Annotated in this window: 23 protein-coding genes; 7 read left to right on the top strand and 16 right to left on the bottom strand. The window is 55.7% G+C overall.

Annotation, left to right across the window (positions count from 1 at the left end):
- The first annotated feature begins 34 nt into the window (after positions 1-34).
- Positions 35-292 (top strand): DUF3343 domain-containing protein, encoded by a 258-nt coding sequence (locus II896_06970; GenBank protein ID MBQ4444377.1) that lies wholly within the window; start codon positions 35-37, stop codon positions 290-292.
- A 132-nt stretch (positions 293-424) separates the two neighbouring features.
- Here the strand turns inward: II896_06970 and II896_06975 are convergent, their stop codons facing one another.
- Both II896_06975 and II896_06980 read right to left on the bottom strand, forming a co-directional pair.
- Positions 425-2,074 (bottom strand): acyl--CoA ligase, encoded by a 1,650-nt coding sequence (locus II896_06975; protein ID MBQ4444378.1) that lies wholly within the window; start codon positions 2,072-2,074, stop codon positions 425-427.
- Positions 2,075-2,107: 33 nt separating this feature from the next.
- Complete coding sequence (locus II896_06980) at positions 2,108-2,887, bottom strand: hypothetical protein (protein ID MBQ4444379.1); 780 nt, start codon at positions 2,885-2,887, stop codon at positions 2,108-2,110.
- Between the two features lie 226 nt (positions 2,888-3,113).
- Between II896_06980 and II896_06985 the strand changes: the two genes are divergently transcribed.
- The 4 genes from II896_06985 to II896_07000 all read left to right on the top strand — a co-directional run bounded on the left by II896_06985 (position 3,114) and on the right by II896_07000 (position 6,944).
- Positions 3,114-3,776, top strand: coding sequence for a nitroreductase (locus tag II896_06985; GenBank protein MBQ4444380.1), 663 nt, complete (start codon positions 3,114-3,116; stop codon positions 3,774-3,776).
- 19 nt (positions 3,777-3,795) lie between these two features.
- Positions 3,796-4,755 carry a mechanosensitive ion channel gene (locus II896_06990; GenBank protein ID MBQ4444381.1) on the top strand — a complete coding sequence of 320 codons (960 nt, stop codon included), beginning with the start codon at positions 3,796-3,798 and terminating at the stop codon, positions 4,753-4,755.
- Positions 4,756-4,942: 187 nt separating this feature from the next.
- A complete protein-coding gene (locus tag II896_06995; GenBank protein MBQ4444382.1) occupies positions 4,943-6,736 on the top strand; it encodes a flavin reductase in 1,794 nt (597 codons plus the stop codon).
- A gap of 55 nt (positions 6,737-6,791) precedes the next feature.
- Positions 6,792-6,944 (top strand): rubredoxin, encoded by a 153-nt coding sequence (locus tag II896_07000; GenBank protein ID MBQ4444383.1) that lies wholly within the window; start codon positions 6,792-6,794, stop codon positions 6,942-6,944.
- Between the two features lie 250 nt (positions 6,945-7,194).
- On the opposite strand, the gene II896_07005 is transcribed toward II896_07000, so the two are convergent.
- The 9 genes from II896_07005 to II896_07045 all read right to left on the bottom strand — a co-directional run bounded on the left by II896_07005 (position 7,195) and on the right by II896_07045 (position 14,734).
- Positions 7,195-7,650 carry a cytidine/deoxycytidylate deaminase family protein gene (locus II896_07005; protein MBQ4444384.1) on the bottom strand — a complete coding sequence of 152 codons (456 nt, stop codon included), beginning with the start codon at positions 7,648-7,650 and terminating at the stop codon, positions 7,195-7,197.
- A 63-nt stretch (positions 7,651-7,713) separates the two neighbouring features.
- A complete protein-coding gene (locus II896_07010; protein ID MBQ4444385.1) occupies positions 7,714-9,015 on the bottom strand; it encodes a thymidine phosphorylase in 1,302 nt (433 codons plus the stop codon).
- Between the two features lie 2 nt (positions 9,016-9,017).
- A complete protein-coding gene (locus tag II896_07015) occupies positions 9,018-9,416 on the bottom strand; it encodes a cytidine deaminase (GenBank protein MBQ4444386.1) in 399 nt (132 codons plus the stop codon).
- Positions 9,417-9,421: 5 nt separating this feature from the next.
- A complete protein-coding gene (locus II896_07020) occupies positions 9,422-10,594 on the bottom strand; it encodes a phosphopentomutase (protein MBQ4444387.1) in 1,173 nt (390 codons plus the stop codon).
- 188 nt (positions 10,595-10,782) lie between these two features.
- The gene (locus II896_07025) at positions 10,783-11,748 is read right to left on the bottom strand and encodes a hypothetical protein (protein ID MBQ4444388.1); all 966 of its coding nucleotides are present in this window, start codon (positions 11,746-11,748) and stop codon (positions 10,783-10,785) included.
- A 13-nt stretch (positions 11,749-11,761) separates the two neighbouring features.
- A complete protein-coding gene (locus II896_07030; GenBank protein ID MBQ4444389.1) occupies positions 11,762-13,105 on the bottom strand; it encodes a nucleotide-binding protein in 1,344 nt (447 codons plus the stop codon).
- Between the two features lie 12 nt (positions 13,106-13,117).
- Positions 13,118-13,759, bottom strand: a complete 642-nt coding sequence (locus tag II896_07035; protein ID MBQ4444390.1) for a hypothetical protein — start codon at positions 13,757-13,759, stop codon at positions 13,118-13,120.
- The gene (locus tag II896_07040; GenBank protein ID MBQ4444391.1) at positions 13,756-14,403 is read right to left on the bottom strand and encodes an HAD family phosphatase; all 648 of its coding nucleotides are present in this window, start codon (positions 14,401-14,403) and stop codon (positions 13,756-13,758) included. The genes II896_07035 and II896_07040 overlap by 4 nt, the downstream gene beginning before the upstream one ends.
- Positions 14,404-14,488: 85 nt before the next feature.
- A complete protein-coding gene (locus II896_07045) occupies positions 14,489-14,734 on the bottom strand; it encodes a hypothetical protein (GenBank protein ID MBQ4444392.1) in 246 nt (81 codons plus the stop codon).
- Between the two features lie 193 nt (positions 14,735-14,927).
- Here II896_07045 and II896_07050 point away from each other — a divergent pair, with 193 nt between their 5' ends.
- Together II896_07050 and II896_07055 are read left to right on the top strand one after the other, a co-directional pair.
- Entirely contained in the window at positions 14,928-15,599 is a 672-nt protein-coding gene (locus II896_07050) for a hypothetical protein (GenBank protein ID MBQ4444393.1), read from the top strand.
- A 102-nt stretch (positions 15,600-15,701) separates the two neighbouring features.
- Complete coding sequence (locus tag II896_07055; protein MBQ4444394.1) at positions 15,702-17,549, top strand: hypothetical protein; 1,848 nt, start codon at positions 15,702-15,704, stop codon at positions 17,547-17,549.
- 127 nt (positions 17,550-17,676) lie between these two features.
- Here the strand turns inward: II896_07055 and II896_07060 are convergent, their stop codons facing one another.
- The 5 genes from II896_07060 to II896_07080 form a co-directional block, all read right to left on the bottom strand.
- Positions 17,677-18,519 carry an NAD(+)/NADH kinase gene (locus II896_07060; GenBank protein ID MBQ4444395.1) on the bottom strand — a complete coding sequence of 281 codons (843 nt, stop codon included), beginning with the start codon at positions 18,517-18,519 and terminating at the stop codon, positions 17,677-17,679.
- 69 nt (positions 18,520-18,588) lie between these two features.
- A complete protein-coding gene (locus tag II896_07065) occupies positions 18,589-19,674 on the bottom strand; it encodes a mechanosensitive ion channel family protein (GenBank protein ID MBQ4444396.1) in 1,086 nt (361 codons plus the stop codon).
- A 90-nt stretch (positions 19,675-19,764) separates the two neighbouring features.
- Complete coding sequence (locus II896_07070; GenBank protein MBQ4444397.1) at positions 19,765-21,504, bottom strand: hypothetical protein; 1,740 nt, start codon at positions 21,502-21,504, stop codon at positions 19,765-19,767.
- A gap of 396 nt (positions 21,505-21,900) precedes the next feature.
- Positions 21,901-22,923 carry a hypothetical protein gene (locus tag II896_07075; GenBank protein MBQ4444398.1) on the bottom strand — a complete coding sequence of 341 codons (1,023 nt, stop codon included), beginning with the start codon at positions 22,921-22,923 and terminating at the stop codon, positions 21,901-21,903.
- Positions 22,924-22,991: 68 nt separating this feature from the next.
- Positions 22,992-25,685, bottom strand: a complete 2,694-nt coding sequence (locus II896_07080; GenBank protein ID MBQ4444399.1) for a hypothetical protein — start codon at positions 25,683-25,685, stop codon at positions 22,992-22,994.
- Positions 25,686-25,834 lie beyond the last annotated feature (149 nt).

Below are 25,834 nucleotides of genomic sequence, written 5' to 3' on the forward strand. Positions count from 1 at the left end.
CGCCTTCAATCGTTACAAAGGAAAAGGAGGGTGTATGCAATACGTTTTGTTTGTGTTTTCCTCGCGGGACGGCGCGATGCGGTTGTACGACTACTGTATGTCGAGGCGCATAGCGGCAAGCGTCGTCAACACGCCGCGAGAATTGGGCGCAAGCTGCGGCATATCCATACGGATAGGTACCAAAGACAAATGGTACGTGGGGCGCGGCGTGACCAAATTGCCCACCTACGTCGGCACGTATTTGGTGACGCAGACCATAATGGGGCGCACGATCACGAAAATATACGAGTGAAAAACGGGGTGCCGAAGCGTGTCTTCGGGACCCCGACGATATGCCCGAGGGTAGCCCCCTTGCGCGAAGAAAAAGCCGTTTCTCCATAGGGAAAACGGCTTTTTGCATACCGTATGAACGGTAAGGCGAACGTTATTTCTTGGCCTTGATCTCGTTCTGCATGGCGACCACTGATTCGCCGCAGTAGGTCTTGCGCAACAAGGGCTTTTCGATTTTGCCCGTGGGATTGCGGGGCACTTTGGCGAAGATGATACGGCGGGGACGCTTGTAGCGGGGAAGTCCCAAACAGAACTCGTTGATGTCCGCCTCGGTGCAAGAAGCGCCCTCTTTGAGTTCAATGATGGCGGCGGCTATCTCGCCCTGCCGCTTGTCGGGAAGGCCGATGACCGCCACGTCCTTGACGTCCTTGTGGGCGCGAATGAAATCCTCGATCTGGACGGGATAGAGATTCTCGCCGCCCGAAATAATGACGTCCTTTTTGCGGTCCACCAAATAGATGAACCCGTCCGCGTCCTGCATCGCCATATCGCCCGTGTAGAGCCAACCGTCCTCCAACACTTCCTTGGTGGCGGCGGGATCCTTGTAGTAGCACTTCATCACGCCGGGGCCGAAGACCGCCAACTCGCCCACTTCGCCCTGCCGAACGTCATGGTGCGCGGTGTCTACGATGCGCACCTGCCAGCCGTAGCCCGCCACGCCGATGGCGCCGACCTTGTGCATATTCTCCACGCCCAAGTGTACGCAGCCGGGGCCGATGGACTCGCTAAGGCCGTAGTTGGTGTCGTATTGGTGGTGGGGGAACAAGGCGTGCCAACGCTTGATAAGGCTGGGGGGCACGGGTTGGGCGCCGATGTGCATAAGCCGCCATTGGTCGAGGTGGTAGTCCGCCAAACGCAAGTCGCCGCGATCCACCGCGTCCAAAATGTCCTGCACCCACGGCACGAGAAGCCACACGATGGTGCAACGCTCGTCGCTGACCGCGGACAAAATGGTCTTGGGCGAAGTGCCGCGCAGAAGAACCGCGCGCGAAGCGGACAACAAGGAGCCGAACCAGTGCATTTTGGCACCCGTATGATAGAGGGGCGGAATGCAAAGGAAGACGTCGTCGCGCGTTTGACCGTGGTGCGCCTGCTCTACCTTGGCCGAATGGGACAAGGCGAGGTGGGCGTGCAGAATGGCCTTGGGGAAGCCCGTGGTGCCCGAACTGAAATAGATGGCCGCGTCGTCCTCTTCGGTGAGGGTGACGTCGGGTTTGTCAACGGGGAAATTGGCGACGATGGTGAGATAGTCGTCCGCAAACGTGGGGCAGTTGTCGCCCACGAAGAAAAGATTACGCACACGGGGCAATTCGTCGCAGATCTGCTCCATACGGCCGATGAACTCGGGGCCGAAGAACAAAGCGTCGATGTCGGCCAATTCCACGCAATACTTGATCTCGTCCGCGGTGTAGCGGAAGTTGAGGGGGACGGCCAAAGCGCCCATCTTGAGAATGCCGAAGTAGATGGGGAGCCACTCGATGCCGTTCATGAGCAACACGCCCACGCGGCTACCCTTGACGTAGCCGTCCGCCAAAAGCATATTGGCCACGCGGTTGGCCTTCTCGTCGAACGCCTGCCAAGTGAGGGTGCGGCGGTAGTGGTCGGCGGGGTTGCGCTCCACCAAGTTGTACTCTTTCCAGGTGACGCGCTCGCGCGGGGCGGCGGCGTCGGGATTGATCTCGACCAAAGCAATATCCTGCGGATATTGTCGTGCATTGTTTTCCAATAATTCGGTAATAGGCATATAGCACCTCTTTCGATAGATGTTTTCGTATTTTTATTCCCAATCCACGTAGCGGGTGAGCCACTTGTCGGGGAAATAGTCCGCGGGTAAGCCCTTCTTTTCCCGACGGCGGGATTGCCAACGGTTGAGAAGGAACATCAAGGTCATCGTGCCCGCGACGAGAAGCGCCGCGGCGACCGCGTACAACGCGTAGTGCAACGCGGTGAGATTCTCGATCCCCAACCAATTCATGATTTCGCCGTCCGTCATCTGCACGATGAGGGGTTTGTCCACTTGGTTGGCGTAGTCGGTAAACAGGTAGATGAGCCACGAATAGGCCACGCAGGTCAATCCGCCCACCACCATCTGCCACCAATGGCGACCGTTGAGGCGCGCAACGTTGGCGATCATCAGCATGGAGCCGAAATAGAGCAAGTGGTGATTGGTAAGCGCCATAACGAACAAAAACGGGGTGTCCATATTGACGATATGGCTGTCGGGCGACACCCAAAAGGACACGGAATACATCGTGCCCGCCATAAAGGCCGCCCATATGGGGAACTCCTGCACCTTTTTGAGGCGGAAAGTGACGGCAATGCCATAGAGGAAATAACTGAGCGCCGAGAACTCCAAGGGGAACTTGTAGTGCTGCCCGACGACCTGCCAATAGACGTATTCGCCGATTTTGTATGTAATGAGGAAACAGGCGATGCACCAAGCGATCGTATACGACGCTTTGGGCTTGTCGCGCAGAAGAAAGATGACTACGTTGAGTATGATGAACAGCAGAAAGACCAACAGGCCGCCCCACCAATAGGCATTATTACCGAACATACGCGCCTCCTATATGGGCTATTATACTCTTAGAGGTATGTAAAGTCAATGGTTTTGCGCTTTTTGCACCGCGCGCAGAACCGACCGCGCGACCGAGGAAACCGCGAACGGCACGGCGCACGATACGACCGAGAGGGACAAAATATGCCTTGACAAATAGACAATACTATTTTATAATTAATAACGCGGACGGACGAAAGACGAATACGCCGTCCGAAGGTGAATTATGAACGAGTGGGAATTGATGAACGCGCGGCATAGCGTGCGCGCCTATAAAAATACGGCCATCGAAGAGGAAAAAGTGCGGCGACTCCAAGCGGAGATCGAGCAATGCAACCGCGAAAGCGGGCTGCGGATACAACTCTTCACCGAAGAACCGGAGGCTTTTCAAGCGGGGAAAGCGCACTACGGCGCATTCCGCGGGTGCAAAAACTATTTCGCCATAGTGGGTGAAAAAGGCAAAGAGGAAGCCGTGGGGTATTACGGCGAACGGCTGGTGCTTCTATCGCAATCGCTCGGGCTGAATACCTGCTGGGTGGCCCTGACCTATAAAAAAGGCAAAGTGACGGTGAACGTGGAGAAAGACGAAACGCTGTACGTCGTCATCGCCTTGGGATACGGCGAAACCGAGGGCGTGCCCCACCGCTCGAAACCCGTCGAAAAAGTGGCGGACGTACCGAAAAACGCCACCACGTGGTATATGAACGGCGTCCGCGCCGCCTTGACGGCACCTACCGCCATCAATCAACAGCAGTTTTGGATAACGCTCACCGAAGACGGCAAAGTGAAGGCCGTGAGCAAGTGGGGTCCGTGCAGTAAAATAGACCTCGGCATCGTCAAACTCCATTTCGAGTGGGGCGCGGGCAAAGAGAATTTCGAATGGGCGTAAGCAACGAACAGGAGTGGATATGGAGAAAAAACAAGACCCGAAATTGGTGCAGGAAGCAAAAGAGATCTTCGAAGATACCAAAACGCGATTCCGCAAGTATTTTACGCCGAAAAATATCGTGATGCTACTCGTCGCGGCGGGCATCGTCGTGGTGGCGATATTCTGCTTTTTGAACGAGTGGATCCCCTTGGAGGAAGGCACGCTGACGTGGCAAGCCAAAATCATCATGTCCGTGGCGGTCGTGGCGGCAGGCGTGTTTTTGAGCAAGGCGCTCGACCTTATATTGGTGGTGCTGCTGCGCGGTAGCGCGCGCGCCATTACCATAGAGCGCATGATACACAGCTTCGTGAAGTACGTCATCGCCATCATCGCCGTCATCATCATCCTCGTCGTATGGTTCGGCAAAGAGTACATCGCGGGCGTGCTGGGCGGCGTGGGCGTCTTGGCCCTCGTCATCGGCTTCGGCGCGCAAAAACTCATCGGCGACGTAATAGCGGGCGTCTTCATGGTGTTCGAGGGGAATATCGCGGTGGGCGATATCGTGACCATTAACGACTGGCGGGGCACGGTCAAAGAAATAGGGATACGTTCCACCGTTTTGGAAGCCGGCAACGGCAATATCAAAGTGTTTACCAACTCGATCATTACCGAATTTGTGAATATGTCCAAGAACGAGACTTTGGCCGTGGTGACCACCTACGTGGACTACGCGACGCCCGTGGAAACGACCGAAAAAGTGCTGAACGTAGGCTTGACGAGCGTCAAGAGCCGCATCCCGTCCATCACGGACGACCCGCAATACGTGGGCATAGAGGAAATGGGCGACAACGGCTACCTGGTGAAGGTGGTGGCGCATTGCCACGAGGGCGAGCGCTTCCAAGCGCAGCGCGATTTGACGCGGGAAGTAATGCTCCTATTGCAACAGGGCAACGTGGCGATCGCCTACCCCCAAGTGGACGTGCATACGAGAAACGATTAGCCCGTCGAGAGCGCCGTGCGGTGAAGTTTCGCCTATGGCGAAGTGGGATGCTACGCAGTGAAGTTCAACGTAGCCTTGCGCGAAGTTCGCCTACGCGAATTGTGGTAGATATAGACGCCTAACGGCATCGAAATTATAACGTGCGCCGAGAGGCGTATCGAATATAATCCATATAAAGGAGAACAGTATGCAAAAAGTTACCAACGACATCTTATATGTGGGCGTCAACGACCACAAAATCGACCTCTTTGAGGGACAATACGACGTGCCCAACGGTATGGCGTACAACAGTTACGTCATATTGGACGGCAAAATCGCCGTGATGGACACCGTGGACCGGCACTTTACGCACGAGTGGCTGGACAACCTCGGCGAGGCGTTGGCGGGCAGAAAACCCGACTACCTCGTGGTGCAACACATGGAACCCGACCACTCGGCCAATATCGTCAACTTCCTGACGACCTATCCCCAAGCCAAAGTCGTGTCCTCGGATAAGGCCTTCCAGATGATGCAAAACTTCTTCGGCAAGGATTTCGCCGACCGCCGTATCGTGGTGAAAGAGGGCGATACCCTCGACCTCGGCAAGCACGTGCTCCACTTTGTCGCGGCGCCTATGGTGCATTGGCCCGAAGTGACGGTGACCTACGACAGCACGGATAAGGTGCTCTTCTCGGCCGACGGATTCGGCAAGTTCGGCGCCTTGGACGTGGAGGAAGATTGGGCGTGCGAGGCAAGACGCTACTACTTCGGCATCGTGGGTAAGTACGGCGGACAGGTGCAGGCGCTCCTCAAAAAGGCCGCCAACTTGGATATCTCCATCATTTGCCCCCTGCACGGTCCCGTGCTCAAAGAGAATCTCGGCTACTACCTCGGCCTGTACGACACCTGGTCTTCGTACGGGGTGGAAAGCCAAGGCATTATGATCGCCTATACCTCGGTGTACGGCCACACCAAGAAGGCAGTGGAATATCTCGCCGAAAAGCTGAAAGCGGACGGCTGCCCCAAAGTGGTGGTGTGCGATTTGGCGCGCGAGGATATGGCCGAGGCCGTGGAGGACGCCTTCCGCTACGGCAGATTGGTGCTGGCCACCACGACCTATAACGCGGATATTTTCCCCTTTATGCGCACGTTTATCGAGCAGCTCGTGGAGCGCAACTACCAAAACCGCACGGTGGCCTTCATCGAGAACGGCTCGTGGGCGCCTTTGGCCGCCAAGGTGATGCGCGGTATGTTGGAGGGGTGCAAAAACGTGCACTTCGCCGAGCCCGTGGTGAAGATCAAGTCGGCGATGACCGAGGACAACAAGGCGCAAATGGACGCTTTGGCCAAGGAATTGTGCCAGGACTATATGGCGCAGGCCGACGAAACCGCCAATAAGAACGACCTCACCGCCCTCTTCAAGATCGGATACGGACTGTACGTGGTGACCAGCAACGACGGCAAAAAGGACAACGGCCTCATCGTCAATACCGTGACGCAAGTGACCAATACGCCCAACCGCGTGGCCGTGTGCATCAACAAGCAGAATTACTCGCACCACGTCATCAAGCAAACGGGCAAGATGAACGTCAACTGCCTGTCGCAAGAGGCGCCCTTCTCGGTCTTCGAGGACTTCGGCTTCGTGAGCGGGAGAAACGTGGATAAGTTCGCGGGGAAAGAGGTGCTGAGAAGCGATAACGGCCTCGTCTTCCTGCCCAAGTACATCAACGCGATGATGAGCCTCAAGGTAGAGCAATACGTCGACCTCGATACGCACGGCATGTTCATCTGCGAGGTGACCGAGGCACGCGTGCTGTCCAACGTGGAAACCATGACCTATACCTACTACCAATCGAACGTCAAGCCCAAACCCCAAGTGGACGGAAAGAAGGGGTACGTGTGTACGGTTTGCGGGTACGTATACGAGGGCGAGGAATTGCCCGAGGACTTCGTGTGCCCCCTGTGCAAACACGGCGTGGCCGACTTCGAGCCGATAAAATAACCATAGTAATCAAGGCGGAAACCGCTTGAAATAAAACGAAAAGGAGAAAGAAACTATGAAATATGTATGCGCTTGCGGATGGGAATACGACGAGGACTTGGGCGACGCCGAATTGGGCATTGCCCCCGGCACCAAGTTCGAGGATCTGCCCGCCGACTTCACCTGCCCTTGGTGCGGTCTCGGCAAAGACGAATTCCAAGAGGAATAGTCGAAACTGCGCTATGCTCCCAAGGGGCGTAGCGGAAAATCAAACGAAAAAGGCACCCGAGGGGGTGCCTTTTTTCGTTGGGGATGGCGAGAGGTGCATCCGACAAAGGGATGCACGGTGAAGTTTTCGCCTGTGGCGAAAGTGAAGTTGCTTCGCAGTGAAGTACAAGGCACAGCCTTGCGTGTAGTTCGCGCAAAGCGCGAGTTGCGGTGGGGATAGAGAGACGCCTGTCGGCGGGGACGAGAACGTGTTATTGGAGTTCGTCAAACTTGTCTACGATCAAGCCGGCTTCGGCGAACAGGCCCATACTGAACTCGTCGGGATAGCCCTCTTTGTAGACCACGCGCTTGATGCCGCTGTTGATGATCATTTTGCAACAGATGCTGCAGGGTTGGTGGGTGCAATAGAGGGTGGCGCCCTCGAGGGCTATGCCCTGCTTGGCGGCCTGAATGATGGCGTTCTGCTCGGCGTGAACGGCGTAGCACAACTCGTGGCGCGTGCCCGAGGCGATGCCCAACCGCTCGCGCATACATTCGCCCTTTTCTTTGCAACTACGAAGCCCCGAGGGGGCGCCGTTGTAGCCCGTGGTGAGAATGCGCTTGTCGCGGGTGATGATGGCGCCGACCTGACGGTTGCTCTTGAAGCAGGACGACCACTCGGCCACGGCGAAGGTGAGATCCATAAATCGTTTATCCCATTTGTCCATAGTATTATTCTCCTTATTCTTTCTATCAGTTTAGCACGTTTCGAGCACAATGGCAAGCCCCAATCATTCCACGCGGGCCAGCACGACCGAGGTGGAGGTGGGCGCGTCGGGGGCGATGACGGTGGCGGCTTGAATGATGGCCGCCGCCTCGGCAAGCGAGGACGGCTTGTCGGTGTAGAGGTGGGCGATGGGGGCGCCCGCCGAAACGTAGTCGCCCGTCTTGGCGTCCAAGAGAATGCCCGCAGCAAGGTCGATGGGCTCATCCTTGACCGAACGCCCCGCGCCCAAAACCTTGGCGGCAAGGCCGTAGGCTTCGGCGTCTACTCGGGCGATATAGCCGCCATGGGGGGCGGTGACCACGGTATTATAGGCGGCCTCGGGGAAGGGCTTGGTACCGTCAAGGTACCCCACGTCACCCCCCTGCGCCGCTACCATGGCGACGAATTTGGCCTTGGCCGCGCCCGAAGAAAGGGCTTCGGCGGCCAACGCGTGGCATTGAGATAAATCGCCTTTGCCCGCCAGATAGAGCATATTGGCGGCAAGCGAAAGGCACAATTCGATCAAATCGCGCGGGCCGTCGCCGTCTAAAGTGCGGACGGCCTCCTCTACCTCGAGGCTGTTGCCGATGGCGCGCCCCAGAGGCTTATCCATATCCGTGATAAGGGCGACGACCTTTTTGCCTGCCATCTTGCCCACCGTGACCATCTGCCGCGCCAAGTCGGTGGCCTCGTCCGTGGTCTTCATAAACGCGCCCGAGCCGGCCTTGACGTCCAAGACGATGGCGGATGCGCCCGAGGCTAACTTTTTGCCCATAATGCTGCTGACGATGAGGGGAAGGCTGTCTACGGTGGCGGTGACGTCGCGCAACGCATATATTTTCTTGTCGGCGGGCGCGAGGTTGCCGCTTTGGCCGATGACGGCGAGCCCCACGTCGTTGACAATGGCGGCGAAGCGACGGCGGTCGATGGTGGTACGGAAGCCCGCGATGGACTCCAACTTGTCGATGGTGCCGCCCGTGTGACCGAGGCCACGGCCGCTCATCTTGGCCACTTTGACACCGCAAGCCGCGACGATGGGCGCGACCACCAACGTGGTCTTGTCCCCCACGCCGCCCGAACTGTGCTTGTCCACGACGGGGCCCTCGATATCGGAGAGGTCGACCACGTCGCCCGAATCGCGTATGGCGAACGTCAAAGCCGCCGTCTCCTCGGCGGTCATGCCGCGATAGTAGACGGCCATGAGAAGTGCCGCCATCTGGTAGTCGGGAACGGCGCCCGTCGTGTAGCCCGAGACGAAGAAGTCAATCTCCTCTTTGGTGAGCGCGGCGCCGTCGCGTTTCTTTTTGATAATATCGTACATTTGCATAATCAGTCCTCCAAGGTGAACGCGTGGGGCAAGAGGTCGGATAGCGTAAGAACGACGACTTCGTCCCCCCGTCGAAGCACGACGGGCATGGCGGGCGGGCAAAACTCGGCGAGTACCTGACGGCATATACCGCACGGGGGGCAATAGTCACCCGCCGCACCCGCCTCGGCGCCTACGACGGCAAGCGCGGAAAAGGCGTGCGTGCCCTCGGACACGGCCTTGGCAATGGCGACGCGTTCGGCGCATAGGGTGGCGCCGTAGGACGCGTTCTCGACGTTGCAACCCGTATAGATACGCCCGTTTTGGGCAAGTAAGGCCGCGCCTACCGCAAAGTGGGAATAGGGGCAGTAGGCGTTGGCACGGGCCTCTTCGGCCTTGACAAGCAGCGTTTGATAGTCCATAGTGTTCATCGTCCGTCTCCTTGGGAAAATAATCTCGCGATAAGGCTCTCCCCCTCGAGGGCGGGAAGCCCGAAATTGTCCAGCACGGTGGCCGAAACGTCCGCAAAAGTGGGTAACGTATGGAGGTTTTGCGGTACGACGCCCGCGCCGTACACCAGCAAAGGCACGTACTCGCGCGTATGGTCGGTGCCGCGGAACGAGGGATCGCAACCGTGATCGGCGGTGACGATGAGCAGGTCGTCCGAGCGCATACGCGCAAGGAAAACGGCCAAGGTGCGGTCTATCTCGGTAAGGGCGGCGGCGTAGCCGTCCACGTCGCGGCGATGGCCGTACACCATATCGGTATCCACCAAATTGACGAAGCAAAGACCGCGGAAGTCCTCGGCCTCGGCCTCGAGCGTGAAGGCAAGCCCCTCGGTGTTGGACCGAGTGCGGCGGTAGCGCGTGACGCCGCTTTCGGCGAAGATATCCACGATCTTGCCGATGGACAGCACGTCATAGCCCGCATCGCTCAGCAAATTGAGCATAGTGGGCGGGGGTACCAGACTGAAATCGTGGCGATTGGCCGTGCGCACGTAGGGCCATTCGCCCGTGAAGGGACGCGCGATGACGCGGCCGACGCCGTGCGGCCCCGTGAGTATGGCGCGCGCCTTGCGGCACATATCGTACAACGCTTCGACGGGAATGACGTCCTCGTGCGCGGCGATCTGGAAAACGCTGTCCGCACTGGTGTAGACGATGGGCGAGCCCGTGGCGACGTGCTCGCGGCCGTAGTCGGCGATGACTTGAGTGCCGCTGTAGGGCCGATTGCACAAGACTTTGCGACCGATGGCCTGCTCGAAGGCCCGTATGACCTCGGGGGGAAACCCCTCGGGATAGGTGGGGAAAGGACGGGGACTGACCACGCCCGCTATCTCCCAATGCCCGACCGTGGTGTCCTTGCCTTGGCTCCGCTCGGCCATACGGCCGTAGGCCGCCACGGGGGAAGACACGCCAAGCCCCGAAGGCAATCCGTCCACGTTCCATAGTCCCATCGACCGCATAGTGGGCACGGCAAAACCCGCGCCGCGGGAAGCGCCCAACAGCGTATTGCTGCCCTCGTCGCCCCAACGGGACGCGTCGGGCATGGCCCCTACGCCGAAACTATCTATGACGATGATAAAAATGCGATTTTTCATAAACTCCCTTTACGCGATGATATCGCGTAATCCTCATTTTTATTATATAGGACGAAAGGGACGCTGTCAATAGTGGTATTTGACGAAAAAGGGTCGGTCGAGCGAACCGACGAACGAAAGGTGAAGCCACGACCAACGGAAGCGGCGAGCGAAGAGTACGCGCTCGGACGAGGACGCGCATATCCTCCTTAATCGCCCCATTCCTTGCAAATGGAGACGAGTTGGGAGTTGATTGAACGACTCTTCTCCCACAACGGATAGCGCACGTTGAACAGCCGCTCCAAAACGTGGCCTTCTTCGTCCGCCGAGGGAAGGTCCAACAGCCGACAACACACCTCGCGGGGTAAGGCGTCACGGAAGGAAAGCGTCCCTTCCCTATTGGGATCGGCGGAAGAAGTGAGAAGGACCATGGGCGGATAATCGGCGTCCACCCAACGGGCGGCGTCCAACAAAGAAGCCAACTTCGTGCACTCGAAACCGCGACCGAACCACCCGTCGTAGACGTGGATATTGGCCTCGGAAAGAGGGCGCAGATTGCCGAAAACGGACACGAAACCCCCTATACGTATGAGGTTTTGGAAGTCCACGGTGGGGGTGGCGCCCATACCGAAATAGGCGCGCACAGCGGGGCAACGCGCGGCGAAATACTCCCGAAGACGGGCGTTGTAGTGCATACGCATACAAAGAGAAGCCAACGTGGCACCCGTGCCGCAACCCACGAACACGACGCGGTTGCCTTGGGACGCGCCGTAGCGGCGACAGCGCAAATCGAGGCGGTGTTTGTCCGCGGCCAAGTCGGCCAAAAACTCGAAGACGCCGTTGAGTTGCTCGGTGAAAAACGGCTCGTCCGTCGCGGCGGCGTGGGATAGCCCCAACGCGTATACCGCCATCCCCCTGCGAGCCAACTCCATGGCAAGCGGCACGACGTCCGCACGCGTGCCCTCGTAGGGGTCGTCGTAGAAAACGACGGCCAAACACAACGCGCTTTTGTCGGGCGCATCGTCCGAACGGGTAAGAGCCATGGGCTCGAAATAGTCGGCCATAGCGCCCCCCTTGCCGTAGGGCAAGTTGGCGATTTGGCGCACGTTGATGGGCGCCTCGTAGGGCGCGGGCGGTTCGTTGGAATTGGAGTTGCGTTTGCCGTTGAAAATCATAATGCTTAAGGCGTCAATTTTCCGCACGATTGCACCACATGGCAATTTGTTGAATGTAGGCGTTGGAGTTGTTTTCTTCCTGTACGGATTGGACGTATTCCAACATCTCGCTACGATACATCAACTTTTCGAAGGGATCTATATCGTGCTTATTGTCAAGGTAGTTGACCAAGGATAAATAGTATTCCATACAAAAGTTGTTGTATAATTGCGTATCTACGGTACCGCGGGTGAAATTATTTTTAAGAGAGGCACGCACGTCCAACGTCTTGCGCAACCACTCCCCCGCATCGTCTTCTTCCAAAATCTTTTTGGACAAAAACAAATTGCGGTAAACGTAGGCGCGCACGAGGGATATAAGTCCTATCTCGTCGTTGTTCTCGCGGCACGGGGAACGTTGGCATAGAATCTCAATAGCCTCAATGGTCTTGTAGGCGTATTCTTTGGACTTGGAATGCAACATTTTTCGCATCATTTCGTTGTTTTCGTTATTGTTGGCATACAACATATACGCGAACGTAAGATGCTCGTAGATGAACACGTTGGCCCATTCGTCGAAAATGCCTATATCGTCGTCCACCGCCGCGATAATGTAGTGTTCGTACTCGCTTTTGAATGACCAAAAGATGTTGCGGTCGATATATACTTCGGACGTGTCCTTCTCCAACTTAATATGGATGACCATATTGAAGAAGGATAGACAAATATTGACGGCCAAGGCCAGCTCGCCGGAAAACTCGTAGTTGTGCCGCTGTTTGAACTCATGCATTTCGTTGTAGACTTTCTTTTCGTCGCCGAACATATGCGCGGCCTGCATATAAAAGAGAACGTATTGCGCCAATTCGTAGTCCGAGCATTTGGAGCCCGCTTCCGAATAATGAGACTCTATCTTGTCGTGAAGCAAATAACGGTTGTTAATAAGAAACATCTTGTTCTCGTTGACCGACATCTTTTGCCGACTCATAAAATAATCGACGATGCCCTCGGCAAACGGTTTTTCCGTGTCGGAAATGGGCTGAACGAAGGAATTGTCAAAGTCGGACGGCAAAACAACGTCCTCATCGCTGCGTTTGACGCAATGAATCTTCCTGGTACCGTACATGGATAAGACGTAGCCCAACTCGAAAAACAAGTTGTTGCTGACGGCACCATCCGCGCGATTCTGAAAAATAACGATGGCTTGGTTGCAAGTCTTGATTTGTTGAATAACCGTATCGCCGACCGAAGAAAACTTGGACGAATTGTCCGCATTGCCACCGATGCAACATACGTAGTTGTACTGCGTCTCCAGTATTCTTTTGACTTTTTTGGCCTCTTCGTTGGATCCGCTCCAGGCGATGAACACTCGATCTTTCATTGGTAATTCCCCTTATTTCTCATACTCTTTCAATAGGCTTTGCACATCGTTAATCAACTTTGCCGCGTGTACGCCGTCGGCAAACGCGTGATGCGCCGACACGGAAAAGGACATTTTGAATCGGTCGCCCTCCTTCACGTATTTCGTCCACACGATACGCGGGATAGAGGTCTGCGCCGCGTCGGCGAAATTGTACGGATTGGTAAACGAAGTAAGGTCAACCCAAGGCAAACAAGATACATATAGACAATCCGTTCGTATCTTCGGATTGAATACCTCGTTTGCTTTGATTTTAGCCGCCTCGATATCCAAGCGCGACTGCTCGTAAAACCGTTCACAGTCCGGCACATATTCGGTAAGGCAGGTGACGATGCTGTCGTCCTCACGAATGACGATATAGCTCGGGTGTACATAATCCCACCGAATGACTTCTCCTTCATCTATGCGCGTACGAAATTCCTCGATTTCATTGGCGGCATGACTCGCTACGTATAAAAACTCGGAGAAAAAATGGCGTCCGTTCTTTTTGCAATAGTGCACCAACCCCGTGACGTCCAAGCGCGCAACAACGGAAAAAACCGGATGCGTATACCGAATAAAATTGTCGTATTGGCTACGCCTCGACCAAGTGCTTATATCGATGCGTTCTTTCATAACAAACGTTTCACCTCCTCGAGATTGCGAACGACACGCGCATTTGCGTTGCAAAAGGCGTCCGGTTCTATCAAGTCTACCGCCATAATAGGCATAAAACCACCACGCGTGGCAGCCACAATTCCGTTGATGGAATCCTCTACGACGCAACACGATGTCGGCGTCAAACCCAACTTTTCGGCAGCAAGACAAAACATATAGGGATTGGGCTTGGACTTGTCGCCCACCTCTTCGCTGAATACGGTAACGGGGAAAAAGTAGTCTAAACTCAACCCTTTCTTTTCAAATAGCGAATAGGCGCGATCGCGATGAGACGAGGTGGCAAGCGCCGTTCGTATGCCGCGCGAACGAAGCGTATCCATCAAGGACAAAAAACCCTCTTTCAGCGAGAATCGACCGACGGCTATTTCGGCACGAACGTAGTCAATCATGGAATCGCGATAGGCATCGGCGTCAAGAGACGGAAACGCCCGACGGAGTTCGGCACGAATGACGGGTTCCGTTTTGCCGCACATCAACTGCCGATCCGCCTCGGTCAAAGGAAGATTGAATCGACGAGTCGACAAAACGAAAGCGTCCCGCCACAAACGCTCGGTATCGAAAATAACGCCGTCCATATCAAAAATAGCCGCATTGATTTTCACTGCTTTCGTCTCCTTGCCGTCCTACTTGTGATTATACAAAATACCGCCCGCGTTGTCAATATCTTTGCACGACGCTCTTTTGCGCTCAAACGGTGACGGCGCGGTAGACGGCGAGAAGATAGTCGTCCAAATAGGCGAGGGCTTGGGCGGCGAGGTCGTCGGGTACGCCGTAATAGGCCTCGGCGATGCCGCCCGTGATGGCCGCCAAAGTGTCGCTGTCGCCGCCTACCGAAATGGCGATGCGGAAAGAAGGAACGGAGACGGTGGACGCGGTGCGCGCGGACGTGGGCGTTCTGCCCGTCGTGCGCGTGCGGCTGTGACGCGCAACCAACCGAACGCTATTGCGGGCTTTGAAGCGCGTAATAGCGTTTTTTGTTGTGATTTTGGAGAATTAACGCCTTATTTTTGGGGGAAATACTTGACTATCGTACATATCGCAAAATACAATAGGGATATAATACAAGAGAGGTTTAATTATGGATAATTTGGTTCGCGGTGTTGCAAGCAAAGCAAAACTAATCGGAATGATTTTGTTGTTCGCGGCGACGGCCTTCGTATTGGTCCTCGACGCGGCGGGTATCGGCGGCGGCTTTATGCCCGTGATCGGCAGTTTGATATTGCTGGTGGTGGATCTGGCCATGGTGGGCATCATTCCCCTGCTCATCGCGTTGAAAAAGCACGACTTGGTCAAATACGCTTTCGCGCCCGTGTTCGGCTACTGGATCATCAGCACGCTCTTCAACCGCATCGGCCGCGCCGATTGGATCACGTCGGGCACCAACGGTATCGTCATTACCGCCTCGCTGTTCGACTTCATCGCGGGGTGCGCCCTCTTGGCCGTCATCGTGATGGCAGTCCTCTTCTTCATCACAAAGAAGAGCAAGATGCTGCAAATCGGCTTCTGCATCTTGGCGGGGGCGTTGGTGTTCTTCTTCTTGGCCTGGGTGATGTGGATCGCGGCCTACGCCAAGTTCGACGCGGACTGGACCTCTTACTTCGGCGCGTTCTACAACTATTTGTTCTTCCCCTTCGGTCTGGCCTTCGTGGCGCTTGACCTCTTGATGGGAAGCGGTACCGTAGGCAAGCAGGCAGTAACGGAAACGAACGAAGCGGAAGAGGAAGCGCCCGCGCAAGAAGAGACCGACGAAGCCGAGCAAGAAGATATCGCGGTGGAAGCCAACGCCGACGAAGAATAAACCGAAATCGGGCGGTGATAGCGATATCGCCGCCTTTTTGTACGCGCACGATGCGAGTGACGCGCCGAAAATCCTCACTTCGCCAACGAAGGGGAGAGACGAATGAAAAAACTTAAATCGCTATTGTTGAAAATCAAGGCAAAACGAACGATCAAGACCTATCAAAAGCCCCTGCTCATTATCATCGTAGACTTCTTGATCATCAGCCTGTTGGTGATCGTCATAGCCTCGATATTGGGTATGTCGATCGACGCCGACTATTTCCACAACAACTTTTTCAAGGCGGTGGCGCACTTCTTGTCCTGTATGCTGACTGCCAATACCATCACCAAGATGCTGGACCTCATCGACGAGCACTTGGGCGTGGTGTTGATAAGCGTGGTGGTGATAGCCGCCGAGTTGGTGCTCTTCTCGGGCGCCGTCATCGCGACCTTGACCGCCGCCGTCAAAGCCTATATCGACAAGAAGGGCAACGCGAAGGGCAAGATCCATTTGGAAAAACAATTCGTCATACTGAATTGGAACAGCAAAGTGCCCGATATTCTCTACAACTTGATGCTGAAAGGCTTCCGCGAGAGCGTCATCGTGATGTCGGATAAGGACAAGGACTACGTGACGGGCGAAGTGGATTCGCTCTTGTCCGCCTATCAAAAAGAGGGGGAGAAAAAGCGGAAACTGAAACTCATCGTCAAGGTGGGCAATCCCCTTTTGCACGGTGATTTGAGCGATATCTCTATCGAAAACGCCGCGAATATCGTCATTATGTCGCGCGAGGATATGGAAGACGGCGACGACGACAATATCGAAAACAACGACTTGATGGCCCTCAAGATCATGCTGGCGTTGAGCAATTTCGATATCGCAAAGAACTGCAATATCGTCATCGAAACGGATAGCGCCGAGACCAAGGAGAAGATGGAGACCTTGGCGGGCACCTTGGCCAACCTCAAGGATAAGTCCATTATCCCCGTGTCCTTCAACCGCAAGATAGGGCAAATCATCGCACAGACCATGATAGAGCCCGAAATGGCCGATCTGTATACGGCCTTGCTGTCCTTCGAGGGGTGCGAATTTTACTCGTACGGCGAGGACGAGGTGGACGACTATTTGGCGACGCACGACGACGCTATCCCGGTCATCAAATTTAACCGCCTGTTCGTGCTGGCGGAAGACGCGCCTGCGTTGGCGCACAAGCGCAACGCGCCCGTCGACCTCGGCAAGGTGAAGAAATTCGGGATCAAAAACGTATCTTTGGATATTCATTGCACCATCTTCATCGTCGGCGAAAACAAAAAGGCGCGGTTTATCAAGGAAAATCTCGAATTGGCCGCGGTGGGATATCGCTCCAACTTCAAGGTGCTGCATTACGGAAAGAACGAGACCGAACGGCTCATCGAAGATATCCGCAAGACCGAGGGACGAAAGAAAGTGCTCATTCTGTCGGACGATACGGTGTCCGCGGACAGCTACGACGCCAACGTGTTCGTGACCTTGATTGCGTTGCAGACGGCGTTCCAAAACCGCAACCGCGAGGAGTTGTCCTTCGTGACCGAACTGCTTGACTCCAAAAACTACAACAGCATCCGCGACTTCCAGATCAAGAACGCCATCATCAGCAACCGTATGATGAGTTTGATTTTGACGCAACTCGCCCTCAACCAAGACGCCAAGGCCTTCTACGACGGGCTGCTGAGCGTGGATACCGAAGACGGCGGGGAATACTTCGATATCTTCATCAAAAAGGTGGACGAAATGGTGGCGGATATGGGCGAGATGCACTTCGCGAGCAAGGCGGAATTGGTGCAACGCTTCTACGTGAGCTTCGACAAACAATATATGCTGTTGGGCTATGTGCACGAGGACGCATTTGTATTTTTGACCGAGCATCAGGACGAGCGCACCCCCATTACGTTGACCGAAAAGGACAAATTTATCTTCATCAACTACTGATATAGCGATACATTTCAAAAAAGAGAGCGGTGCGCTCTCTTTTTTTTGTATTCTACGTGCGCCCGAAGTATCGCATTACTCTTTTGCGCCCGAAGTATCACGTTTTTTGTGCGCGGACGTTCGCGTTTTATTCGTCAAGTACGGTAAAGGGGGCGGAATAGGGCGTGAAAGAGACGGCGACTGCGCCCGAAAGCGTGACCTTTTCGCCGTCTACGTCGAAATCGACGGGCGAAGAAAGGGAAATCGTGAGCGAATCGAACGAGATAAAGTCCACGTAGGACGAATGGTATTCGTGCCGAAACCCCAAGAAAAAGGCGCGGAAAAATGGAAAGAAAATGCGAATTTTGCCCGACAACCCCTTGCTACGCGGGGATTTGACGAGCAAAAGATGCCCACCCAAAGACTCGGGCACATACATACGATTGAAGCGAAAGCCGAAACAGCGGTCGCACTTGACGACCATAATCAAGGTATAGTCGCCCGCGTACTCCACGCCGTCCGCCGACAGTACGGCGGGAATGGCGTGCACGCGGTACTCGCGGAGCACCTCGGCGAAATAGGCAAGTCGGCCGAAACGTTTTTTGGCACGCACGTCCGCGACGTAGCCGATGGGCGTAAACGTGCCGGCCGCCAAGACGTAGGCGAACAGGCGGTCGGCCGCTTGGCCGAGCACCAATCCCTCGTGCCCCGCAAACCGCTTGCGCGCCTTGGCGCGTTCGTTGAGGGTGCCGCAGGGAACGTAGAGCACGGGGGGACGCACGGCGCCCAACTTATTGAAGACCGAACTCAACGTGCCGTCGCCCCCGGCCACGACCAGCAAGTCGGCGTCGCGGACGCTACGGGCCACGTCGTCGTCTATGTCGACGTAGGTGACGAGGTAGGCAGAAAGGGCGGCCGCTATCTTTTGGCGTACCGCTTGCGTATAGCCGCCGCTATATTCGTTGATGATGACGATGGCACTCGGTTGCATACAATGGGGGGGTATTAACGCAAAAGTGGGGTACGTAGCCCCACTTTTGATGACCGAAGAACGAAAACGTCAAGAATTGGTATCTTCCAGCTTCTTGGACGCTTCGCGCTGCTCGACGGCGAATTGCACCGCTTGCTTGGCCTCGCGGGCGGTAAAGGACGTGTCGCCCTCCTCGGCGTAACTGACCGTGACCTGCGGGAAGGGAATGGCAATGTTGTTCTCGTCGAAGATCAGTTTCATCTCGCGGTTCAACGCGCGTTGGACGATGAAATAGTCGGCCTCTTTGACCGTGGCGACCATGAGCAGATCCACGCTGGACGCGCTGAGTTTGTCCACGCCTTTGTAGAAGGGACCTTCCACGATCTCGGGAATGGCGTTGCGAATGCGCTCGAGGTTGTTCTTGATGACCAACTCAACCTTGGGAATGGACTCGTTGTAGCCGATGGAAATGACGCAAGTGGTGACTGACATCTCCTTGGATTGGTTGATGATGGTGGAAATCTCGCTGTTGTTGACGATTTTGACGTTGCCCTGCCAATCGATGATCTTGGTGGCGCGAATGCCTATCTCGTCCACCGTGCCGCGCCAGCCGTCGATGATGACGATGTCGCCCACGCGGAACTCGTCCTCGAACACGATGAAGATGCCCGCCAAGATGTCGCTGATCATACTCTGCGCACCGAGACCGATGATAAGACTGAGGATACCGGCGGAGGCAAGCAACGTGGTCGTGTTGACGCCCCAGGCCGACAGCACCAAGAACACGGAAACGATGGCGATGAGGTATTTGAGGAAGTTGTTGGTAAGCTTGACGATGGTCGCGCTGCGATTGTTGCGGGTGAGGAAAATGCCCAAAAGCACACGCAAGCCCCAAATGAGAAGCCAGGCGATGGCGACGATTTGAATCGTGCGCAACACCGACGGGATCCAATGGAAGATCGCGTTGGCGACCGCGTGCGTGCTGACGTCCTGCTTAAAGACGCTACTCGCCCCGAATATCTGCTCGGCGAACACGAAGATGACGATGGTCGCCGCGAGCAAAACGCACAATGCGACCAAAGCGGGCACGTTGAGGGGCTTGCGCGTGGTGGCTCTGCCCGTGGGCACCGATTGGTCTACTGCTTTCTCTTTTTCGTTACGTTGACGTTTTTTCATACTCCACCTCGTTTGAGTTTGTCATTTTGGTTTAATTTGCCTATATACGTAGGGGGCTTTCGCCGCCCATATTGCCTATATCGTCGACTATCAGCCGCCCGTGCCGCTACCGTCGTCACCCGTGGTGAACTGCTCCGACCACAGGATCTCGTCGCCGTCGTACAAAGCGAAGTCGTACTCGGTAGAAGGCGACAAGCCCTCTATCTCGCCCTCGCCCTCGACGCCGTCCTCGGTCACGGTGGGCTCGACCTCAGCCGACTGCGTGCCCGCGAGAGAAGACACCTCTACGCGCAAGCTTTCATTGACCGTGTAGTCGGACGGTAAGACGAAGTGATAGGTCAAGCCGTCCGTACCGGGGAATAATTCGACCGTGGCACCGTCGAGATTCACGTCGTAGTAGCCCATCGTGAAAGTCCTCTGAGCCAAGAGCCTGTTGCCGTCGTACAAGTATAAGGTGTAGGTGACGCCGTCCGTCAAGCCCTCTATCTCGCCGTCCGCGTGGATATAGTTATCCTCTGTCTCGGGCGTGGGAGTCGAGTATATCTTGTCGTCCTCGGTGGTACCGACGGCGACCTGAATGGCGTCCACGATCGTATAGTCGGTGAGCGTGACGTAGTAGTACAGTACGCTGTCCGAATACTCGAAGCCGATCTCGGCGTCGTCCAAGAGATAGCTTGGCTCTTTGGTGAGAACTTCCTCTTGGCAGAGAAGGCGCTCGCCGTCGTACAACTCGAACAGGTATTTGGTGGCGGGCGTAAGGTCGGCGAAGTGACCGGAAGCAACGGTAGTGGCTCCGTCCAACTGCGGCTCCAACTTCTCCTCGCGCGCGTCCGCCCCCGTGACGTCGCTGAGCCTGGCCACGAGGTCGGTCTCGACCGTGTAGTCGGGTAAGCCGACGGAGAACATCACCTCTATCTCGGTGGTGGCGAAACTGACCTGGGCGTTGGCGAGGAGACCACCCGAATCGGGCGCTTTCGTCCAAATATCGTTGACGTAGACGAGCCTGTCCCCGTCGTACAACTCGAACGCGTACTTGGTCTCGGACGACAAATCCGTAAACTCGCCGTGCACGTAGACGGTATTCTCTTCCGTCTCGGCCTCGAGCATCAACTCACTGCTGAAATCCCCTGCGCTGAGCCGCGCTTTGAGACCGCTGAAGACGACGTAGTCGGGCAAACCGATGGAGAACATCACCGCCGACTGGGTGGAATCCAACGCGGCATCGGCATTTTCCACGATATAGCTCGGCGCGGGCTGCGTGGCCTGCTGCGTCCGGAAAGCGCGCGTCCAGAGCAAGCGATCGTCCTCGTAGAGACAGAAAGTGTACGCCCGGCCGCTGCCCAAATCCGTGACCACGCCGTGCGCGGTCGTCCCGTCCTCGGACGATTGGGCAAAGGGAATCTCCCACACGCGCTGACCGTCGGTATCGAGAACGGCCAAGGTAAGGGTGCCCGTGGGCGTGTAATCTACGATATGGATAGTATAAGAAATGCTACCCACGTCCTCGAATAATTCGGCCTGGGCGTTGCTTTCGGTGAAAATGCGCTGTACGATGGGAAGGGGATTGAGAATATCCAACTCGTCCGCGACCGCCACGACTACCATAGAAGCGCCCGCGACCGCTACGACGGCCGACAGCACCTTGGCGGTGATGGCTACGCGCCGTTGCTTCTTCTTGGCAACGTGCGGCACGTCGCGCTTGGGCGTATTGGGCTCGACCAAAGGCGTGGTCGTGAGCGACGGGTTGACGCCCGTAGTGACGGAATTGGGGCGGTACTCGTTGCGCGAGCGACTGCCGTTGACGATTTTTATATCATTGTATTCGCTCACGAAACTCCCCCTTTTGAGTAATAAGTATATTTCAATTATACTCTATTTACACGCTATATTCAAGTGCTTGACATAATCCGTTTAATTTGAAAACTATATTTTTGAAAAAATGTGAACTTTTGTTCATAATTTTGTTGACAACGGGTTCGGTTTGTGGTAAAGTAAGTATGTGAATCGAATTTCACAAAACCGCTTGTCGATATCCTCCTTCGTCGGACAAGCGTTCGCCTCCTTTGAACGAAAACCGTTCGTGAAATTGATTCTCTTTTGGTTTTGGTAAGGCCCCGCCGAAAAACGGCGGGGCTTTACTATACCGTTATTTCCAACGAGCGCGGAAAAGGGAACGCGTTGCGGCTTGGGTTTGGGCGTTTTGGCTTGGGCGTTTTGGCACGTCGATTATTGGGTGAATAGTGCTAAAAGAGCCTGTACGTGGGGGGTTAATTGCCGCCATTCGTCCTCGGTAGGCGCGTTGGGACAGGTGGCGAGGAAGGACACTTCGTCACGAAAATCGTTGACGGAAAACGTGCGGGGGATAAGCCCGTACACCTCTAACGCGTACAACAACCGACATAGAACGGTCATGTCCGACCGTTGCTCGGCGAAAACGTATTGAACGAGCGCGTAGGCGGCGCGGGCCTTATCGGGCAACTGCATCATCGCCTCGATCACGCGCTCGTAGGACAGCGAACGGAACGCCCGCACGACGTAGGCCAAATCGGCGCCGACGGCCGTACAAAAGCCGTCCTCGACCAAAAAATCCATCGCGTACAGCCCCGAAACGTTCACCTCGGCGGTAAGCGCGTACAAGCCCTCCCACACGCGGCGCATTTCGAGCAAAGAAACCTCTTGGAAAACGTCCGTGGCCGTGGCTATCTTGCGCACGGCGAAGATAAAGCGCGAAAACTCCTCTTGCGAAAGCCCCGCCGCGTTTTGAGCAAGGCGGCGAAGGGACACGGCGCTACTCCGCCACTCGTCGGGGGAAAGCGTAGCCTTGATCGTAGTGCCGTCAACTCTATAGGTAAGACGGCGTATCTTGTCCCGAAGGGACGCGTACCGCAACACGGACAAAGGGGATTTGAACGCGTCGCGGGGATACTGCCACGCGATGCCGACCGAAGCCGTACTGTCGCTATCTAACTCGGCGAGCCAACTGACCGCGCGATAGATGGACGAAACCGCTTCTTTGTTGTCGCCCTCGCCCGAGCGCAAGTCGTCCACGGCAAAAACCGCGTCCAAAACGGCGTCTAACCGTGCGGCCGAAACGCCCGCTTCGCTGAGCGCGGTACCCACCGCGAGCGCCTTGCTGTCCGCGTAGGCGGGCAGGTTGTATACCCCGACGAAGGCGTACAACAACACGCAAAACCAACCGAGAAGGAGTTGCGCCAAACGGATAGAGGGATTGCGGGAGTGGGATAGCATAGCCTGAGTATCATAATGGGCGGCACCCCAATGGAGTGCCGCCCGTTTTGGTTGCGTCGATAACGATATTATTCGTCCGATTCAACGCGATAGTACACCGAATCGGTATAGCCTTTGTAGGTGACGGTAACGTACTTAAAGCCCGTCGTGGACGAATCGAAGCCCTCGACGGAGAAGCCTTCGGTGATCTTGCGAGAAGAATAGTTGCCGTCGTAGTATACCCACACGTACAGTTGCAAAGATTCGATAGTATCGCCGACAGAAATCGTGCTGTTATTGCAACCGGCGTAAATGCTCTCTATGACTGCGTTGGAATAATCCATGAAACGGAAGTACACGCTGTCGGAGAAGGTCTTGTACGTGACTTTGACGCTGCGATACCCTTCGCTCGAAGAATCGAAACCGCTGACGGTATAGTCATTTATCCCGGTGCGACTGCCGTCGTCCTTGATGAGATAGACGGAGATATACTCGGGCTTCCATTGCGTGCCGACTTCCAAACTGTACACGTTGGTGCTGACATCGATGCCGACCTCGCGGAGATTGGCGGGATCGTAGACGTAGTAGTGCGCGCTGTCGGTGAACCCTTGATAGGACACCTTCATGTTGCCGTTGCCCACCTTGGACGTATCGAAGGACGCGACCTCGAAGCCTTCGTAGACCCTCGCGTTGCGGCCATTGTCATAATATACGTCGAGATTGATTTCGGCGTCTGCGACGGTGGAATTGAGCGCTACGTGCCAATTGCCGAGATTGACGCTGATGCTCTCGATGGCGGGACTCTCGCTGTCGTACACCACGAAACGAGCAACCGTGTTGACGACGCCGTAAGGCGTGGTAATGGCCACGGTGCCGATGGTGTCGCCCACTTTGGTGAAGTCCACGTTGGCAACCGCAACGGCGACATCGCGGCACTCGAAGCGGAAGCTTTGATGGGTGGCTCTGTCGTACACGCGATAGGAATACAAGCGGTTCTTGACATTCTCCTGCACCGCGTCGGCCGTGCTACCCTTGGCAACTCTTATCGCATTGTAGAGGCCACCGGCGGAAATGACGCCGTCTACCCGAGAGACCACGGCAATTTTGGTGTTGGGAGCGATGCCCTCGCCACTCAGAACGGCGTAGGTCTTGCCGTCCGCACCGTTGTCGAAGGACAGGGTGAACGGCACCTCGTCGATGGCGGCCCGAGGGAGTTTGCCACCGTTGCCGTCGGCACGCCACGAGAACCCGAGCGAAGAAAGCAACGCGGCGAACCGCTCCGCAGTGATGGAGGCGTCGGCAACGACGAAAGGCACTTCACCGGACAAGACGTACCCGTTGGCGGCGGGTTGCTCCTCTTCCTCTTCCTCGCCGAAAGGCAGCTTGACCATACCCTTGATGGCGGTGAGTTTGTCACCGATGACCTTCGCTTCGGACGCCGTAATGGCATCTACGTTCGCGGGGATAAGGGGTAACAACTCGTCGACCGTCTTGTAAAGGTCGGCATTGCCCAATGCCAATGACAAGTCGGCTTTGGCAGAATCGGACAACTTGGCGTATTCGCCTTTGACGAAATTGACGGCAGCCGCCACGAAAGTGACGAATTTGACACCGTCGGTATCTTTGTCTTTGTTCTTGTTCCAATCATCGAAGTAGGAATAGATATTGGTAACGTCGTTGACGGTGACCGCGGACATCAAGTTGGTAACCGCGCGCAGAAGTTCGGTGTGACCGAGCAACACGTCAAACGAACCGATATCAACGCCGACCGCGGTGAGAATGCCTTTGACGGCCTTGCCGAACTCGGCCTCGTTGCCGATGGCGCTCAGCATACTGCCGAGCATCTTGCCCGTGGTGTTGACGATGGAAACCATCTCGCGATAGGAAATCTTGTCACTCGTGAGAATGCTCTTGAAACCGTTGTCGATGCCAACCTCGAGCACTTTGAGCAAAGTCTTGGCCATGGTGGACATCTCGGCGGCGGAATAATCGGCGACATTCTTGAGCATTTGCATCACGACGGTAGCCAAGTAGTAGCCATCGTCCGAAAGGAGACAATCGTCAATCATTGCGAAGGTCGCACTGCGCAAATCGGCGCGGTTGATGCCCAACTCGGCAAGACGCGCATCCACCTTGGCAAAGTCGTAGTTATAGCTCGAATAGATGTCGATGTCGATGAGGTCAAACACAACGGTGGTGACGGCGATGGCCTTGTTGGCATCCACCTCTTTGAGCAAATTGGCGAGAACGGTCATACCCGCTTGGATATTGGCCTCGCTCAATACGTCGGAAAGCACCGTCCAAAGCGCCTCACCGGATTTGATTCGTTCGATGGCGACGTTGATGCCACCGTCCCACAAACTGTCGACCACCGTCATATAGCGAGCAAGGAAATCCTTGTCGACGCCGCTTTGACGGAGCGCCTCGGCGATGATGGCGAATATTTCGCCGTCCTCTTCGGCGCTAAGAGAACTGTCTTCGTCTACGCGGTCGCCGAGCGTAGCGATTTTGTTGATGAAGGGAAGCAATACTTCCTCCACCTCGGCGGTGGTGATATTGCTCGCCTGAGGCGCGGCATAATGCTCGTCGCCGACTTTGCCGCTGACGGTGCCGGCGCTACCTTGACCGCCTTGATCGTTGGTACCGTTGCCGCCATTGTCTTCGGCCGCATTGTTGCCTTGGTCGCCGTTGTTTTGACTATTCTTGTCCTTGCAGGCGAACATAGAGAACGCCAGCACGACTACGAGCATAGCGGCTATCAGAGCAATCACTATCTTTTTCATATTCGTTCCTCCTTATTTTTGAATTGGCGTGTCGATAAGACACATTTATATTATAGTCAGTATAAGGATATTTGTCAATACAATACGCTACGCTCGCCAAAGCGCGCGAAAAAGGCGGCGCGCAAGGCGGGGATCGCGGGGGCGAGCGA

This window comes from Clostridia bacterium (genome assembly GCA_017394805.1).
GTDB lineage: Bacteria > Bacillota > Clostridia > Christensenellales > CAG-1252 > RUG14300.